The sequence below is a fragment of the Streptomyces sp. 378 genome (genome assembly GCF_030124145.1).
GTDB lineage: Bacteria > Actinomycetota > Actinomycetes > Streptomycetales > Streptomycetaceae > Streptomyces.
This window is the reverse complement of record NZ_JASKMS010000005.1, coordinates 280961-297699: the sequence shown is the minus strand read 5'-3', so window position 1 is coordinate 297699 and position 16739 is coordinate 280961. Positions and strand designations below refer to the sequence as shown.

At 68.9% G+C, this 16739-nt stretch carries 13 protein-coding genes and 1 tRNA gene; 11 read left to right on the top strand and 3 right to left on the bottom strand.

What is annotated here, in order from left to right; genetic code table 11:
• The first annotated feature begins 110 nt into the window (after nt 1-110).
• The 8 genes from QNO09_RS10090 to QNO09_RS10055 all read left to right on the top strand — a co-directional run bounded on the left by QNO09_RS10090 (nt 111) and on the right by QNO09_RS10055 (nt 10667).
• Entirely contained in the window at nt 111-2390 is a 2280-nt protein-coding gene (locus tag QNO09_RS10090; protein WP_283969755.1) for an FdhF/YdeP family oxidoreductase, read from the top strand.
• Between the two features lie 56 nt (nt 2391-2446).
• Nucleotides 2447-2935 carry a PaaI family thioesterase gene (locus tag QNO09_RS10085; RefSeq protein WP_283969754.1) on the top strand — a complete coding sequence of 163 codons (489 nt, stop codon included), beginning with the start codon at nt 2447-2449 and terminating at the stop codon, nt 2933-2935.
• A gap of 131 nt (nt 2936-3066) precedes the next feature.
• The gene (locus QNO09_RS10080) at nt 3067-3939 is read left to right on the top strand and encodes a trypsin-like serine protease (protein ID WP_283969753.1); all 873 of its coding nucleotides are present in this window, start codon (nt 3067-3069) and stop codon (nt 3937-3939) included.
• 1026 nt (nt 3940-4965) lie between these two features.
• Complete coding sequence (locus QNO09_RS10075) at nt 4966-6195, top strand: branched-chain amino acid ABC transporter substrate-binding protein (protein WP_283969752.1); 1230 nt, start codon at nt 4966-4968, stop codon at nt 6193-6195.
• A 138-nt stretch (nt 6196-6333) separates the two neighbouring features.
• Nucleotides 6334-7263, top strand: coding sequence for a branched-chain amino acid ABC transporter permease (locus QNO09_RS10070; RefSeq protein ID WP_283969751.1), 930 nt, complete (start codon nt 6334-6336; stop codon nt 7261-7263).
• A gap of 4 nt (nt 7264-7267) precedes the next feature.
• Entirely contained in the window at nt 7268-9085 is a 1818-nt protein-coding gene (locus tag QNO09_RS10065; protein WP_283969750.1) for a branched-chain amino acid ABC transporter permease, read from the top strand.
• 5 nt (nt 9086-9090) lie between these two features.
• A complete protein-coding gene (locus QNO09_RS10060; protein WP_283969749.1) occupies nt 9091-9954 on the top strand; it encodes an ABC transporter ATP-binding protein in 864 nt (287 codons plus the stop codon).
• Entirely contained in the window at nt 9951-10667 is a 717-nt protein-coding gene (locus tag QNO09_RS10055) for an ABC transporter ATP-binding protein (RefSeq protein ID WP_283969748.1), read from the top strand. Before QNO09_RS10060 ends, QNO09_RS10055 begins: the two co-directional genes overlap by 4 nt.
• 72 nt (nt 10668-10739) lie before the next feature.
• Here QNO09_RS10055 and QNO09_RS10050 read toward each other — a convergent pair whose 3' ends face one another.
• Nucleotides 10740-11396 (bottom strand): ANTAR domain-containing response regulator, encoded by a 657-nt coding sequence (locus QNO09_RS10050; RefSeq protein ID WP_283969747.1) that lies wholly within the window; start codon nt 11394-11396, stop codon nt 10740-10742.
• A gap of 101 nt (nt 11397-11497) precedes the next feature.
• On the opposite strand from QNO09_RS10050, the gene QNO09_RS10045 reads away from it, so the two are divergent.
• Both QNO09_RS10045 and QNO09_RS10040 read left to right on the top strand, forming a co-directional pair.
• A tRNA-Leu gene (locus tag QNO09_RS10045) sits at nt 11498-11584 on the top strand.
• An 84-nt stretch (nt 11585-11668) separates the two neighbouring features.
• Entirely contained in the window at nt 11669-12457 is a 789-nt protein-coding gene (locus QNO09_RS10040; RefSeq protein WP_283969746.1) for a helix-turn-helix domain-containing protein, read from the top strand.
• A gap of 5 nt (nt 12458-12462) precedes the next feature.
• On the opposite strand, the gene pyk is transcribed toward QNO09_RS10040, so the two are convergent.
• Together pyk and QNO09_RS10030 are read right to left on the bottom strand one after the other, a co-directional pair.
• The gene (gene pyk / locus QNO09_RS10035; protein WP_283969745.1) at nt 12463-13884 is read right to left on the bottom strand and encodes a pyruvate kinase; all 1422 of its coding nucleotides are present in this window, start codon (nt 13882-13884) and stop codon (nt 12463-12465) included.
• Between the two features lie 165 nt (nt 13885-14049).
• A complete protein-coding gene (locus QNO09_RS10030) occupies nt 14050-14766 on the bottom strand; it encodes an SIMPL domain-containing protein (RefSeq protein ID WP_283969744.1) in 717 nt (238 codons plus the stop codon).
• 162 nt (nt 14767-14928) lie between these two features.
• Here QNO09_RS10030 and QNO09_RS10025 point away from each other — a divergent pair, with 162 nt between their 5' ends.
• Nucleotides 14929-16728, top strand: a complete 1800-nt coding sequence (locus QNO09_RS10025; protein WP_283969743.1) for a bifunctional metallophosphatase/5'-nucleotidase — start codon at nt 14929-14931, stop codon at nt 16726-16728.
• The last annotated feature ends 11 nt before the right edge of the window (nt 16729-16739 follow it).

Here is a 16739-nt window from a genome sequence, read left to right as displayed (position 1 = left end):
CGCCGGGGACACCGGACACCGCCTTTCCCCCGGGCCTCCCCCGCCCGGTGTCACCGCCCCGTGCGAGGATCGGAGACGTACCTCACAGCGCAGTCGAAGAGGAGCGTGTGATGGCGTCGAAGCCGCCGAAGGGTGATCCGGTTCAGGACGCGCCGCAGGTCACCGGGCCGAAGCACGCGGCCGCGGGGCTCCCGGCGATCGGGCACACGCTGCGGGTCGCCCAGCGGCAGATGGGTGTGAAGCGCACCGCGCTGACGCTGCTGAGCGTGAACCAGAAGGACGGCTTCGACTGCCCGGGCTGCGCCTGGCCGGAGCCGGAGCACCGGCACAAGGCGGAGTTCTGCGAGAACGGCGCGAAGGCGGTGGCCGAGGAGGCCACCCTGCGCCGGGTCACGCCCGAGTTCTTCGCCGCGCACCCGGTCGCCGACCTGGCCGGCCGCAGCGGCTACTGGCTGGGGCAGCAGGGGCGGCTGACCCACCCCGTGTACCTCCCGGAGGGGGGCACGCGCTACGAGCCGGTCACCTGGGAGCGCGCCTTCGACATCATCGGCGAGGAGATCGCCGCGCTCGGCTCCCCGGACGAGGCGGTCTTCTACACCTCCGGCCGCACCAGCAACGAGGCCGCGTTCCTCTTCCAGCTGTTCGCCCGCGAGTTCGGCACGAACAACCTGCCCGACTGCTCGAACATGTGCCACGAGTCCTCCGGCTCGGCCCTGTCGGAGACGATCGGCATCGGCAAGGGCAGCGTCCTGCTGGAGGACCTCCACAAGGCCGACCTGATCATCGTCGCCGGGCAGAACCCGGGGACGAACCACCCGCGCATGCTGTCCGCGCTGGAGAACGCCAAGGACAACGGCGCGAAGATCATCAGCGTCAACCCGCTGCCCGAGGCGGGCCTGGAGCGCTTCAAGAATCCGCAGACCCCGCAGGGCATGGTCAGGGGCGCCACGCTCACCGACCTGTTCCTGCAGATCCGTCTCGGCGGCGACCAGGCCCTGTTCCGCCTCCTGAACAAGCTGATCCTCCAGACGGACGGCGCGGTCGACGAGGCGTTCGTGCGGGAGCACACGCACGGCTTCGAGGAATTCGCCGAGGCCGCCCGCGCCGCCGACTGGGACGAGACGCTCACGGCGACCGGTCTGGCCCGCGAGGACATCGAGAAGGCCCTCCGCATGGTCCTCGCCTCCCGGCGCACCATCGTGTGCTGGGCGATGGGCCTCACGCAGCACAAACACTCCGTCCCCACGATCAGGGAAGTCGTCAACTTCCTGCTGCTGCGCGGCAACATCGGCCGCCCGGGCGCGGGCGTGTGCCCGGTGCGCGGGCATTCGAACGTGCAGGGCGACCGCACGATGGGCATCTTCGAACGCCCCGCCCCGGCGTTCCTGGACGCCCTGGAGCGGGAGTTCGGCTTCGCGCCGCCCCGCGAGCACGGCTACGACGTCGTACGGGCCATCCGCGCGCTGCGCGACGGCGAGGCGAAGGTCTTCTTCGCCATGGGCGGCAACTTCGTCTCGGCGTCGCCCGACACGGAGGTCACCGAGGCGGCCATGCGGCGGGCGCGGCTGACCGTGCACGTGTCGACGAAGCTGAACCGTTCGCACGTGGTCACGGGCGCGCGGGCCCTGATCCTGCCGACGCTGGGCCGCACCGAGCGCGATCTGCGGGGTGGCGGTGAGCAGTTCGTGACGGTCGAGGACTCGATGGGCATGGTGCACGCCTCCCGGGGGCGGCTGGAGCCGGCGAGCCCGCACCTGCTGTCGGAGCCGGCCGTCGTCAGCCGCCTGGCCCGCCGCGTGCTGGGTGAGAACAGCCGTACGCCGTGGGAGGAGTTCGAGAAGGACTACGCGACGATCCGAGACCGTATCGCGCGCGTGATCCCCGGCTTCGAGGACTTCAACGCGCGGGTGGCGCGGCCCGGCGGCTTCGCGCTCCCCCACGCCCCACGCGACGAGCGCCGCTTCCCCACGGCCACCGGCAAGGCCAACTTCACCGCCGCACCCGTGGAGTACCCACGGCTGCCCGAGGGCCGTCTGCTGCTGCAGACGCTGCGCTCGCACGACCAGTACAACACCACGATCTACGGCCTCGACGACCGTTACCGGGGCATCCGCAACGGCCGCCGGGTGGTGCTGGTCAACCCCGAGGACGCGCGGGCCCTGAAGCTGGCCGACGGCGTCTACGTCGACCTGGTCGGCGAGTGGCGGGACGGCGTGGAGCGGCGGGCACCCGGTTTCCGCGTCGTGCACTACCCGACGGCCCGGGGCTGCGCCGCCGCCTACTACCCGGAGACCAACGTGCTGGTGCCGCTGGATGCCACGGCGGACACCAGTAACACCCCGGCCAGCAAGTCCGTGGTGGTGCGTCTGGAACAATCGGCGACCGACTGAGCGTTCGCTCAGTGACACAGGCAACCGAGTGACGAGGACGAACGGAGCCGGGCCCGATGGGTGAGCAGCAGCATGTGAAGTTCCCGCAAGAGGTCATCGACGAGTACGCCGCGCTCGGCGTGGACCTCCTGGCCCTGTTCTCCGCGGGCCACCTGGGGAACCGGATGGGCGTCCAGATCTCCGAGGCGTCGGCGGACCGGGTCGTCGGGACGATGCCGGTGGAGGGCAACACCCAGCCCTACGGACTGCTGCACGGCGGGGCCTCCGCGGTGCTGGCCGAGACGCTCGGCTCCATCGGGTCGATGCTGCACGGCGGCAGCTCCAAGATCGCCGTGGGTGTCGATCTGAACTGCACCCATCACCGCGGGGTGCGCTCCGGGCTCGTCACCGGTGTGGCCACGCCCGTGCACCGGGGGCGGTCGACCACCACCTACGACATCGTCATCACGGATGAAAGCGACAAAAGGGTGTGCACGGCCCGGCTGACCTGCCTCCTGCGCGACGTGAAGCCGGCCGACGAGGAGCTCATACGCGCCGCGAACTGAGCCCGGCGATCCGGCCGACGTAGGGAAAACCCTGGAGGGGCGGGCGCGCTCTTGTCGCGGCCCCCTCCGGGCGCTTCACTGGCGCTCCCCCCCACAGGAGAAGACCCGCCCCACCCCCAGAAGGGTTTCTCTTGACCTCCGTACGCGCCTTCGCCGTCACCGCCGCGGCCTGTGCCACCGTGCTCGCCACCACGCTGCCGTCCTCCGCCATCAACTCCTACAACGCCGCGCCCGCCCCCGAACGCACCGAGGTGGGCGCGCTCGTGGCCACCTGGGACGACGACGGCGACCCCGCGACCCCCGACCGGGCCGACTGGGTCTGTTCCGGCACCATGATCGACGCGGACACCTTCCTGACCGCCGCCCACTGCACCTCGGACTGGCCCGAGAACGTGCGGTTCTACGTCTCCCTCGACCAGGACGTGCAGTCCGGGCTCGACGCGGCGGCGAAGAAGTACCCGGGCGACCCGGCCGCACAGGCAGCCGCCGTCGCCATGCGGGGCACCGCCCACACGCACCCCGACTACCCGGGGCCCGCCTCCGACACCCACGACATCGCGGTGATCCAGCTGCCCGCCGCCGAGGTCAAGGCCCGCTGGAGCTTCACGCCGGCGACCCTGCCCACCGCGAACCAGCTCGGCAAGCTCGGCCCGCAGGGCCTGAACGCCACCGACTGGCTCGTCGCCGGGTACGGCACCCAGGAGGCCGTCAACGGCCCCGGCGGCCAGACCCACCCCGGCGGCGGTGTCCGGATGAAGGCACCCGTCACCTTCAACGCCCTCAACGAATCCTGGGCCCGGCTCGCGATGACCGCGCCCCAGGGCAACGGGGGCGCCTGCTACGGCGACTCCGGCGGCCCCAACTTCGCCGTGCTCGGCGGCAAGAGGGTCCTCGCCGCCACCACCATCACCGGCGACACCCCCTGCTACGCGACCAACGTGACGTACCGCCTGGACACGCCCGGCGCCCGCGCCTTCCTCTCGCCGTTCGTGAAGCTGCCGTAACCCCCGGGCGGCCTCACCCGCCCGACCCCCACCCGACCCCACCGGCGGCCACCGGTCGCACGGAAGGCCGACAGCCCCGCCGCACGCACCGAGCGGCGGGGCACCGTCCGACCTGCGGCCGGGCCCCGCGCGACCGCCGACTCGGCCCACGAGCGACGAAGTCGCCTACGTCACCGGCACCGGCGCACCGCGCCCGAGCAGCCGATCCGCGAACCGCGGAACCGGCCGCCCCGCCACCCGCCCGCCGCTCTCACTCCCCAACTCCCCGAGTGGTCAGCCTCGTTCGGTCCACCGTGACGGCCGTCGTGCACGCCGCCGCCTGCCGGCGACGCGGCCCCACCACCCTCCGGGCCACCGGCGCCCTCCACCACCGGGAGCCCCGCCGTCGCCCCCCGGGTCACCGGCGCCTCCACGACCGCGGCCCCGCCATCACCCTCCGGATCACCGGCACCTCCACGACCGCGGCCCCACCACTACCCTCCGGATCACCGACGCCATCACTCTCCGGGCCACCGGCGCCTGCACCGCCGGGCTCACCGCCCGCGCCGGGCGGCACACCCCCGGCCAACACCGCGGAAATCTCCGTTTCCCCTTGCCCGAAACCGCGCCCGCGCGCCAAGCGCCCCTTTTCTCGGCGTAACGCTCCGTAACATACGCGCAATACGACGCCACGGTTTCTTCTTCGGCCGCGCCCGCGCCCGGGACCTTTTCGATCTCTTTCGGGCCACGCGCGACCCGACCAGCGCATGATCTCGGCCACGGCCAACCGGAAGTGCGGGTTCTCAGAATGCGGACCTCGGCGAAAATCGGCCAAACCCGCCGAGAGGGCCCCGGTCCGGCACCCGACATCCACGGCGTCATAACAAGAAAGTCACAAGCCAGCCCACGCCGCTGTCCCCGCCCTGACCCCGGGCTTAGAGTCACGGCCAGTCACCGCTCCATCGGGAGTTCGGTACCAGCGCGGCACTCACCCCCCGACCAGGGCGGGGCCTGCCTGTGAAAGGACTGATTGTGCGACAGCGTTCCTTGGTGATTCTTACCTCCGTTCTCACGACCGGAGCTCTGACTCTCACCGCCTGCGGTTCCCGAGACGACAGCGGTGACAAGGGCGGAGACAACGGGAGCGGTACCACGCTGACCATCGGCGTCGACGCCCCGCTCTCCGGTGAGAACTCGACCACCGGCCTCGGCATCCAGTACGGCGCCCAGATAGCCGTCGACGACGCCAACAAGAACAACTGGGTCCCGGGCGTGAAGTTCAAGCTCAAGGCCCTGGACGACAAGGCGCAGCCCGCCACCGGCCAGTCCAACGCCACCGCCCTGACCGGCGACAAGACGGTCGTCGGCGCCGTCGGCCCGCTGAACTCCGGCGTCGCCCAGACGATGCAGCAGGTGTTCGCCTCGGCCGACATGGTCCAGATCTCCCCCGCGAACACCGCCCCCGAGCTCACCCAGGGCAAGAACTGGCAGACGGACAAGAAGCGTCCGTTCAAGACGTACTTCCGTACCGCCACCACCGACGAACTCCAGGGCAGCTTCGCCGCCGGCTACGCGTACAACGGCCTCAAGAAGAAGAAGGCCTTCGTCGTCGACGACAAGCAGACCTACGGCGCCGGCCTCGCGAAGATCTTCAACGAGCAGTACAAGAAGCTCGGCGGCAAGGTCGTCGGCACCGACCACGTCAACACCGGCGACAAGGACTTCGGCTCCCTCGTCACCAAGATCAAGAACTCCGGTGCCGACCTGCTCTACTACGGCGGCCAGTACGACGAGTCCGCGCTGATCACCAAGCAGCTCAAGGACGCCGGCGTCAAGATCCCGCTGTTCGGCGGCGACGGCATGTTCGCCTCCACCTACATCGAGGCCGCCGGCAAGTCCTCCGAAGGCGACCTCGCCACCGCCATCGGCGTCCCCGCCGACACCCTGCCCGCCGCCAAGACGTTCATCCAGACGTACAAGGACAAGGGTTACAAGGGCGACTACGGCGCGTACGGCGCCTACGCCTACGACGCCACCACCGCCATCATCAAGGCCGTCAAGGCCGCGGCCGACGCCAACGGCGGCAAGGTTCCCACCGACATCAACGACCTGCGCTCCAAGGTCGTCGACGGTGTCCAGAAGTCCGACTTCGAAGGCCTCACCGGCAAGATCTCCTTCGACGAGTACGGCGACACCACCAACAAGCAGCTGACGGTCTACCAGGTCGAGAAGGGTGCCTGGAAGGACGTGGAGACCGGCACCGCCGACCTGCAGTAGCCCGGCCCGCCACAACGCCCCACCACGGGCCGCGCGGGAGGGGACCCCGACCGCGCGGCCCGTTTCCACACCCCCACACAGCACACGACCACGCACACATCCAGTGCACACGACCACCAGCGACATGGAGGCCATGCGGTGAACACCCTGCCGCAGCAGCTGGCCAACGGGCTGCTTCTCGGCTCGATGTACGGGCTGATCGCCATCGGCTACACGATGGTGTACGGCATCGTCCAGCTCATCAACTTCGCGCACGGCGAGATCTTCATGACCGGCGCCTTCGGCGCCCTCACGGTCTATTTCTACATCCTGCCCAACGGCACCTCGATGGCCATCGCCGTACCCCTCATGCTCCTCGGCGGAGCACTCGTGGCCATCCTCATCGCCGTCGGGGCGGAACGGTTCGCCTACCGACCACTGCGCGGAGCACCACGCCTGGCACCGCTCATCACGGCCATCGGCCTCTCCCTGGCCCTCCAGGAGGTCGTGCGCAACTTCTACCCCGGCGCCGACCGCGCCCGCGCCTTCCCCGGCCTCGACGCCACCCACGAAATCGGCTCCGTCACCATCAAGGACGCCGACATCTTCCTCATCCTCGCCGCCATCGGCTGCATGGCCGCCCTCGCCTTCTTCGTGCGCCGCAGCCGCACCGGCCGCGCCATGCAGGCCACCGCGCAGGACCCCGACACCGCACAGCTCATGGGCATCGACACCAACCGCATCATCGTCATCGCCTTCGCCATCGGCGGCTTCTTCGCCGCCGTCGCCGCCGTCGCCTACGGACTCAAGTACGGCAACGTCGACTACCGCATGGGCTTCCTCATGGGCCTCAAGGCCTTCACCGCGGCCGTCCTCGGCGGCATCGGCAACATCTACGGCGCCATGCTCGGCGGCGTCGTCCTCGGCATCGCCGAAACCCTCGCCTCCGCCTACATCGACGAGATCCCCGGCATGCAGCAGCTCGGCGGCCAGAGCTGGGCGAACGTCTGGGCCTTCTGCCTCCTCATCCTCGTGCTCCTCTTCAGACCACAGGGCCTGCTCGGCGAGCGCGTCGCGGACAGGGCGTGATCACATGACCGAGACGACCCAGAAGACCCCAGCGCCGGACGCCGCCCCCACCCCGACGCCCGCCCCGCGCGGTCTCATACCCCTGCCCGTCGCGGCCGCCCGCGCCCTGCTGCTCGCCGGCGGCGTCGCCACCGCCGCCTCCGCGTTCCTCGCCTGGACCTGGACCGCCCAGTTCCCCGGCGACCTCACCATCAACGGCTACCCCGGCGGCCTGCAGTGGCTGACCTTCACCGCCGGCGTCCTCACCGCACTGTTCGCCCTCGCCGGCTACGGCGTCCGCGGCCTCGGCTGGCTCCTGCCCGCCCGCAACAACGCGCCGCTCGTCCTCACCGCCCTCGGCGGCTTCAGCGTCACCTGGTTCACCGTCATCGCCATCAGCGTCGAACTCGGCGGAGTCGTCAACCTCGAACCCGGCGGCTGGATCGCGGCCATCGCCTCACTCCTGCCCGTCCTCGGCGCCTTCGCCCTCCCGCAGGAGCGGCCCGACACCGGCGGCACCAAGGCAGCCCTCAAGGCCTACGTCGCCAAACCCGACCGCATCGCCGCCCCCCAGGCCATCGCGCCCTGGATCCAGCGAGCCGTCATCACCGTGGTCACCATCATCGGCCTCGGCGTCTTCACCTACGGCATCGACACCGAGTACGGCCAGCTCTTCATCGGCTACCTCTTCGTCGTCACCTTCGCGATGTGGGCCGTCCACACCGCCGGCCTCCTCGACCGCTTCTCGGCACTGGTCGCCGCCAACCGCAGCTTCACCCTCGCCATGGGCTTCGCCGCGGCCATCGCCTTCCCCTTCACCCAGACCGACGACCACTACGCCAACATCGGCGTCAACATCCTGATCTTCGGGACGGTCGCCCTCGGCCTCAACATCGTCGTCGGCCTCGCCGGACTCCTCGACCTCGGATACGTCGCCTTCCTCGGCGTCGGCGCCTACACCGCCGCCCTCGTCTCCGGCTCCGAGTTCTCCACCATCTCCGGCTTCCACCTGCCCTTCTGGGCCTCCGCCCTGGCCGGCGCCGCCGCCTCACTCGTCTTCGGCGTCCTCATCGGCGCCCCGACCCTGCGGCTGCGCGGCGACTACCTCGCCATCGTCACCCTCGGCTTCGGCGAGATCTTCCGCATCGCCGTCAACAACATGGACGGCGACTCCGGACCCGACGTCACCAACGGCCCCAACGGCATCTCCAACATCCCCGACCTGAACCTCCTCGGCTTCAACTTCGGCCAGGCCCACGACATCGGCGGATTCACCCTCGGCCGTTTCGCCAACTACTACCTGCTGATGGTCCTCATCATGGCCATCGTCGTCCTCGTCTACACCCGCGCCGCCGACTCCCGCATCGGCCGCTCCTGGATCGCCATCCGCGAGGACGAGACCGCCGCCACAGCCATGGGCATCAACGGCTTCCGCGTCAAACTCGTCGCCTTCGCCCTCGGCGCCGCCCTCGCCGGCCTCGCCGGCACCGTCAGCGCCCACGTCACCTACAGCGTCGTCCCCACCCCCTACCAGTTCGCCGGCTCCACCCCGCCCAACTCCGCGTTCCTCCTGGCCGCGGTCGTCCTCGGCGGCATGGGCACGGTCGCCGGACCGCTCCTCGGCGCGGCCCTGCTCTACCTGCTCCCCGAAAAGCTCGTCTTCCTCCAGGACAAGTCGCTCCTCGCCTTCGGCATCGCACTCGTCCTGCTGATGCGCTTCCGCCCCGAAGGCATCATCGCCAACCGCCGGCGCCAGCTCGAATTCCACGAGACCGGCCAACTCGACGTACCCAAACAGACCACGCTGACCGACGAACCGGCCGTCACCAAGGCGGGGGCGTAACCACCATGACGACACCTGTACTCGAAGCCCGCGGCGTCACGATGCGCTTCGGCGGCCTCACCGCCGTCCGCTCCGTCGACTTCACGGTCAACGCCGGCGAGATCGTCGGCCTCATCGGCCCCAACGGCGCCGGCAAGACCACCTTCTTCAACTGCCTGACCGGCCTCTACGTCCCCACCGAGGGCACCGTCTCCTACAAGGGCACCGTGCTCCCGCCCAAGCCCCACCTGGTCACCCAGGCCGGCATCGCCCGGACCTTCCAGAACATCCGCCTGTTCGCCAACATGACGGTCCTGGAAAACGTCCTCGTCGGACGCCACACCCGCACCAAGGAAGGCCTCTGGTCCGCCCTCCTGCGCGGCCCCGGCTTCAAGAAGGCCGAACGCGCCAGCGAGGAACGCGCCATGGAACTCCTGGAGTTCATCGGCCTCGCCCACAAGCGCGACCACCTCGCCCGCAACCTCCCCTACGGCGAACAGCGCAAACTCGAGATCGCCCGCGCCATGGCCTCCGAGCCCGGCCTGCTACTGCTCGACGAGCCCACCGCCGGCATGAACCCCCAGGAGACGCGCGCCACCGAGGAACTCGTCTTCGCCATCCGCGACAAGGGCATCGCCGTCCTCCTCATCGAGCACGACATGCGCTTCGTCTTCAACCTCTCCGACCGCGTCGCCGTCCTCGTCCAGGGCGAGAAGCTCGTCGAAGGCACCGCCGACGTCGTCCAGGCCGACGAACGCGTCGTCGCCGCCTACCTCGGCGAACCCTTCGAAGGCGACCCCGGCCAGGCCGAAGCCGCCGAGGTCGAGGCCGCCGAAGCCGCCGCCGACGCGACCAGCACCACCAGCAGCACCAAGGGAGAAGCCAAGTGACCGCACTCCTCGAAGTCGAGGACCTCCGGGTCTCCTACGGCAAGATCGAAGCCGTCAAAGGCATCTCCTTCAGCGTCGACGCCGGCCAGGTCGTCACCCTCATCGGCACCAACGGCGCCGGCAAGACGACCACCCTGCGCACCCTGTCGGGCCTGCTCAAGCCGACATCCGGGAAGATCCTCTTCGACGGCAAGCCTCTCAACGGCGTCCCCGCCCACAAGATCGTCGCCCTCGGCCTCGCCCACTCCCCCGAAGGCCGGCACATCTTCCCCCGCCTCACCATCGCGGAGAACCTCCAGCTCGGAGCATTCCTCCGCAAGGACAAAGAAGGCATCGAGAAGGACATCCAGCGCGCCTACGACCTCTTCCCCATCCTCGGGGAACGCCGCAAGCAGGCCGCAGGAACCCTCTCCGGCGGCGAACAGCAGATGCTCGCCATGGGCCGCGCCCTCATGTCCCAGCCCAAGCTCCTCATGCTCGACGAGCCGTCCATGGGACTCTCCCCGATCATGATGCAGAAGATCATGGCGACGATCTCGGAGCTGAAGTCCCAGGGCACGACGATCCTCCTCGTCGAACAGAACGCCCAGGCCGCGCTCTCCCTCGCCGACCAGGGCCACGTCATGGAGGTCGGCAACGTCGTCCTCTCCGGAACCGGGCAGGACCTGTTGCACGACGAGTCGGTACGCAAGGCCTACCTGGGCGAGGACTGAGATCCCCCCACACGCAGAGAGGCCCGCTCCCCTTCCGGAAACGAAGGGAAGCGGGCCTCTCACGTCGAGCTCTCAGCCCTTGTTGGCCTTCTTCTCGTCGGCGTCCTGGATGACCGCCTCCGCCACCTGCTGCATCGACATCCGACGGTCCATCGACGTCTTCTGGATCCACCGGAAAGCAGCCGGCTCCGACAGCCCGTACTCGGTCTGCAGAATCGACTTCGCCCGGTCCACCAGCTTGCGCGTCTCCAGCCGGAGCGTGAGGTCGGCGACCTCCTTCTCCAGTTCCTTCAACTCCGTGAACCGCGAAACGGCCATCTCGATCGCCGGCACGACGTCGGTCTTGCTGAACGGCTTCACCAGGTAGGCCATCGCACCGGCGTCCCGTGCCCGCTCGACGAGGTCACGCTGCGAGAACGCCGTCAGCATCAGCACCGGCGCGATGCTCTCCTCCGCGATCTTCTCCGCCGCCGAGATACCGTCCAGCTTCGGCATCTTCACGTCCAGGATCACCAGATCCGGCCGGTGCTCACGGGCCAGCTCCACCGCCTGCTCACCGTCACCGGCCTCACCGACGACGGTGTACCCCTCCTCCTCCAGCATCTCTTTGAGATCGAGCCGGATCAGCGCCTCGTCCTCGGCGATGACGACCCGCGTCGTCATCGGAGGCACGTGCGACTTGTCGTCTTCAGGCACGTCAACAGGCTGGGGCGACTCGGGGGCACTCACGTGGGCTCCTTGGTAGGGGCAGGCCGGTACTGCTCCCAAGAGCGTACCTAGCAGCAAGGCCACACGGTGAACCGGTACACTGCTCATCGGTCCCCTGACTTGCCCGGTTGGAGGAACTGGTCAGACTCGCGGCACTCAAAATGCCGTGCCCTTTGGGCATGTGGGTTCGAATCCCACACCGGGCACCACAAGATCAGAAGCGGAGGATCACGTTCGCGTGGTTCTCCGCTTTTTGCTGCCCACGGTAACCGCCAGTGACACACAGTGGTCGCATGAACTTCCATGGCACTGGCGTGCAACAGAAAGCTCTCACCCTGCTCCGCGGCGGCGCGAGGAACGCGGACGTGGCCCGCAGCCTCAACGTACCGCTGGGGACGGTCGGCTACTGGAAACATCTGGACCGGGCGAAACGCAACGAGTGTCCCGGTCGCCCCAATCCGAAGTGCCCGCAGTGTGACGGACGAGACCTCGACGAGTCCGCCTACGCCTATGTGCTGGGCCTATATCTCGGGGATGGGCATATCAGCCACTACTCCCAGCACCGCGTACCCAACCTCGTGATCACCTGCGCGGAGTCTTGGCCGGGCCTGATGGACGAGTGCGAAGCGGCCGTGCATGCGGTCTTCCCCGATAACTCCATCCGCCGCGTCCGCAAAACGGGCTGCAGCAACGTCAAGGTTTACTCGAAGCACCTCCACTGCCTGTTTCCACAGCACGGCCCCGGCAAGAAACACGAACGTCGCATCGCCCTAGACCCCTGGCAACAGGCCATCGTCGACGCCCACCCCTGGGAGTTCATCCGCGGACTCATCCACTCAGACGGCTGCCGCATCACCAACTGGACGACACGCATGGTCGGCGGCGAGCGTAAGCGCTACGAATACCCGCGCTACTTCTTCTCGAACAAGTCGGACGACATCCGGAGACTCTTCACTGACACATGCGACACGGTGGGCGTCGAATGGAGCACGCTGGCCCGCGGGAGCGACCCGTTCAACATCTCCATCGCCCGCAAAGCCTCAGTCGCCCTCGTGGACGCCCATGTAGGTCCCAAGTACTGACGCGGCTATTCCGCGATGTGGTGGACCCGGACCATGTTCGTCGAGCCGGAGACTCCGGGTGGGGAGCCGGCCGTGATGACGACCGTGTCGCCCGGGCGGCAACGGCCGTAGCGCAGCAGCAGCTCGTCGACCTGGTCGACCATCGCGTCCGTGGAGTCGACGCAGGGGCCGAGGAATGTCTCCACGCCCCAGGTCAGGGCGAGCTGGGAGCGGGTGGCCTGGTCGGGGGTGAAGGCGAGGAGGGGGATCGGGGAGCGGTAGCGGGAGAGGCGGCGGGCGGTGTCGCCGGACCGGGTGAAGGCGACCAGGAATTTCGCGCCGAGGAAGTCGCCGATTTCCGCCGCCGCTCGGGCGACGGCGCCGCCTTGGGTGCGGGGCTTGTTGCGTTCCGTCAGGGGCGGGAGGCCTTTGGCGAGGATGTCCTCTTCCGCGGCTTCGACGATGCGGGCCATCGTGCGGACCGTGTCGATCGCGTGCTTGCCGACGCTGGTCTCGCCGGACAGCATGACGGCGTCGGTGCCGTCGATGACGGCGTTGGCGACGTCGGAGGCCTCCGCGCGCGTCGGGCGGGCGTTGTCGATCATCGAGTCGAGCATCTGGGTGGCGACGATGACCGGCTTGGCGTTGCGTTTGGCGAGTTTGATGGCGCGCTTTTGGACGATCGGGACCTGTTCCAGGGGCATTTCGACGCCGAGGTCTCCGCGGGCGACCATGATGCCGTCGAAAGCGGCGACGATGTCGTCGATGTTCTCGACGGCTTGGGGTTTTTCGACTTTGGCGATGACGGGGAGGCGGCGGCCTTCTTCGTCCATGATGCGGTGGACGTCGTGGATGTCGCGGCCGGAGCGGACGAAGGAGAGGGCGATGACGTCGAAGCCGGTGTGCAGGGCCCAGCGGAGGTCGTCCTCGTCCTTTTTGGAGAGGGCGGGGACGGAGACCGCGGCGCCGGGGAGGTTGAGGCCCTTGTGGTCGGAGATCACGCCGCCTTCGACGACGGTGGTGTGGACGCGGGGGCCGTCGACGCCGGTGACTCCGAGGCAGACCTTGCCGTCGTCGATGAGGATGCGTTCACCGGTGGTGACGTCGTCGGCGAGGCCGGCGTAGGTGGTGCCACAGGTGTGGCCGTCGCCTTCGACGCCTTCTTCGACGGTGATGGTGAAGGTGTCGCCGCGTTCGAGGAGTACGGGTCCTTCGGTGAAGCGGCCGAGTCTGATCTTCGGGCCTTGAAGGTCGGCGAGGAGGCCGACGCTGCGGCCGGTCTCGTCGGCGGCTTTGCGCACCCGGTGGTAACGCTCCTCGTGTTCGGCGTGGCCGCCGTGGCTGAGGTTGAAGCGGGCTACGTCCATTCCGGCGTCGACCAGGTCTTTGATCTGGTCGTACGAGTCGGTGGCGGGTCCAAGGGTGCAGACGATTTTTGCTCGGCGCATGAAACGAGCCTATGAGTTACCGACTGGTAGAGAATTGGTCGAGCGTGACTGTCCAACAGACTTTACGTGAAGCGTTATTGACAAGTGGAGAATTGTGCGGCGGGGCGCTCCGATGAGCACCCTGGTGAAATTCGGTCGCGCTTTCGGATAATCGCGCGGCGGGGATTACAGCCGCGGCGGCACCATGGTGAAGCGGGCGTTGATCTGGGCGTGGACGCGTTGGCGCTGGGGTTCCAGGTCGAGGGGGGCGGGGGTGTCCTCGGCCGCTCCGGCGAAGGCGGCGGAGCGCATGCGGCCGGGGGCCTGGGGGTAGTCCGGTGGGGCGCTTTCGGCGCCGATGTCGGCCAGTTCGACCAGGGCGGAAAGGGTGGTGCCGAGGGCTTCGGCGTACTCGCGGGCGCGCTGGACGGCTTCTCGTACGGCCTTCTTGCGGGCTTCGCGGTGGGCGGGTGAGTCGGGGCGCAGGGCCCACCAGGGGCCGTCGACGCGGGTGAGGTCGAGGTCGGCGAGGCGGGTGGTGAGTTCGCCGAGGGCGGTGAAGTCGGTGAGTTCGGCGGTGACGCGGACGCTGCCGTGGTAGGTGCGGACGCGTTCGCCGCGGCCGTGTTTGGTGAGTTCGGGTGTGATGGAGAAGGCGCCGGTCTCCAGGCGTTCCACGGCGTCGCCGTAGGTCTTGACGAGGTCGAGGACGCCGGCGTTGCGGCGGGTGAGGTCGTCGAGGGCGGAGCGGCGGTCGCGGCCGCGGGCGGCGACGGTGATGCCGATGCGGGCGATTTCCGGGTCGACCTCGAGGCGGGCTTCGCCGCGGACGGCGATGCGGGGGGCCTCGGGCGTTCCGTAGGGGACGGCGGGCTGGGAGGCGTCTGGGGTGGCCGCGGTCATACGCCCCACTCTGTCATGTCTGGGCTGGTTGGCGGCCTGGGTCGGGGGGTTCGAGTCATCAGATCGCAACCTGCCGGGTCTGTTGCGGCCGGTCGTGGGCGGGTCAGAATCTACGCGCGTTATCTACGCGCGTCGTTCCACAGATTCCGCGAGGAGCCAGACATGCCGTTGAACCGCCGGAAGTTCCTGGAGAAGTCCGCCGTGACCGGGGCGGGGGTGGCGCTGGCGACCGGTGCGGTCGGAGCGCCGGGTGCGCGGGCGGCCGAGGCGAAGCGCGGCACCAAGCGGTACGCGTTCACCGTGCTGGGGACGACGGACCTGCACGGCAACGTCTTCAACTGGGACTACTTCACGGACAAGGAGTTCGACGACAGGGACCACAACGACGTCGGTCTCGCGAAGGTCTCCACCCTGGTCAACCGGGTGCGTGAGGAGAAGGGCCGCCGCAACACCCTGCTGATCGACGCGGGCGACACCATTCAGGGCACGCAGCTGTCGTACTACTACGCCAAGGTCGACCCGATCACCGCCGAGGGCGGCCCGGTGCACCCGATGGCGCAGGCGATGAACGCCATGGACTATGACGCGGCGGCACTCGGCAACCACGAGTTCAACTACGGCATCCCGGTGCTGCGGAAGTTCGAGCAGCAGTGCCGTTTCCCGCTGCTGGGCGCCAACGCTCTGGACGCGAAGACGCTGCGGCCGGCGTTCGCGCCGTACAGCATGCACCGGCTGCGCACCCCGCACGGGCGGGACGTGAAGGTGGCCGTGCTGGGTCTGACCAACCCGGGCATCGCGATCTGGGACAAGGCGAACGTGCAGGGCAAGATGACGTTCCCGGGTCTGGAGGAGCAGGCGGCGAAGTGGGTGCCGAAGCTGCGGTCGATGGGCGCGGACGTCGTCATCGTGTCGGCGCACAGCGGTTCGTCGGGGACGTCCTCCTACGGTGACCAGCTGCCGTACATCGAGAACGCGGCCGCTCTGGTGGCCGAGCAGGTGCCGGGGATCGACGCGATCCTGGTCGGGCACGCGCACACGGAGATCCCCGAGTACTTCGTCGCGAACAAGAAGACGGGCAAGCGGGTCGTGCTGTCGGAGCCGCTGAAGTGGGGGCAGCGGCTGACGCTGTTCGACTTCGAGCTGGTGTGGGAGAAGGGCTGCTGGAAGGTCGAGAAGGTGGGTGCGAAGGTCCTCAACTCCAACACGGTGGAGGAGGACCCGAAGATCACGAAGCTGCTCCTGGACGAGCACGAGAAGGTCGTGGCGTACGTCAACCAGGTCATCGGCACCAACGCGGCGGAGATGACGTCGGCCGAGGCGCCGTACAAGGACGTGCCGATCATCGACCTGATCAACCGCATCCAGGCCGACACGGTGAGGCAGGCGCTGGCGGGCACGGAGCACGCCGCGCTGCCGGTGCTGTCGCAGGCGGCGTGCTTCTCGCGCAGTGCGCGCATCCCGGCGGGACGGGTGACGATCCGGGACGTGGCCGGTCTGTACGTCTTCGAGAACACGCTGGAGGCGCGTTTGATGACGGGTGCGCAGATGAAGGCGTATCTGGAGTTCTCGGCGAACTACTTCGCGCAGACGGCGCCGGACGCGGCGGTGGACCCGGCGAAGCTGACCAACGCGAACGGCACGCCGGACTACAACTACGACGTGGTGAGCGGCCTGTCGTACGAGATCGACATCGCGAAGCCGGCCGGGTCGCGGGTGACGAACGTGCGCTTCGAGGGGCGGCCGCTCGCCGACGACGCGAGGTTCGTGTTCGCGGTGAACAACTACCGGGCCAACGGCGGCGGGAACTTCCCGCATGTCGCCGCCGCCCCGGTGCTGTGGTCGAACTCGGAGGAGATCCGCAACACCATGATCGCCTGGGTGAAGGCGAAGGGGGCGATCGACCCGGCCGAGTTCGCCGCGGTGGACTGGAAGCTCACGCGCGAGGGCACGCCCGTGTTCTGAGCCGCCTTCTC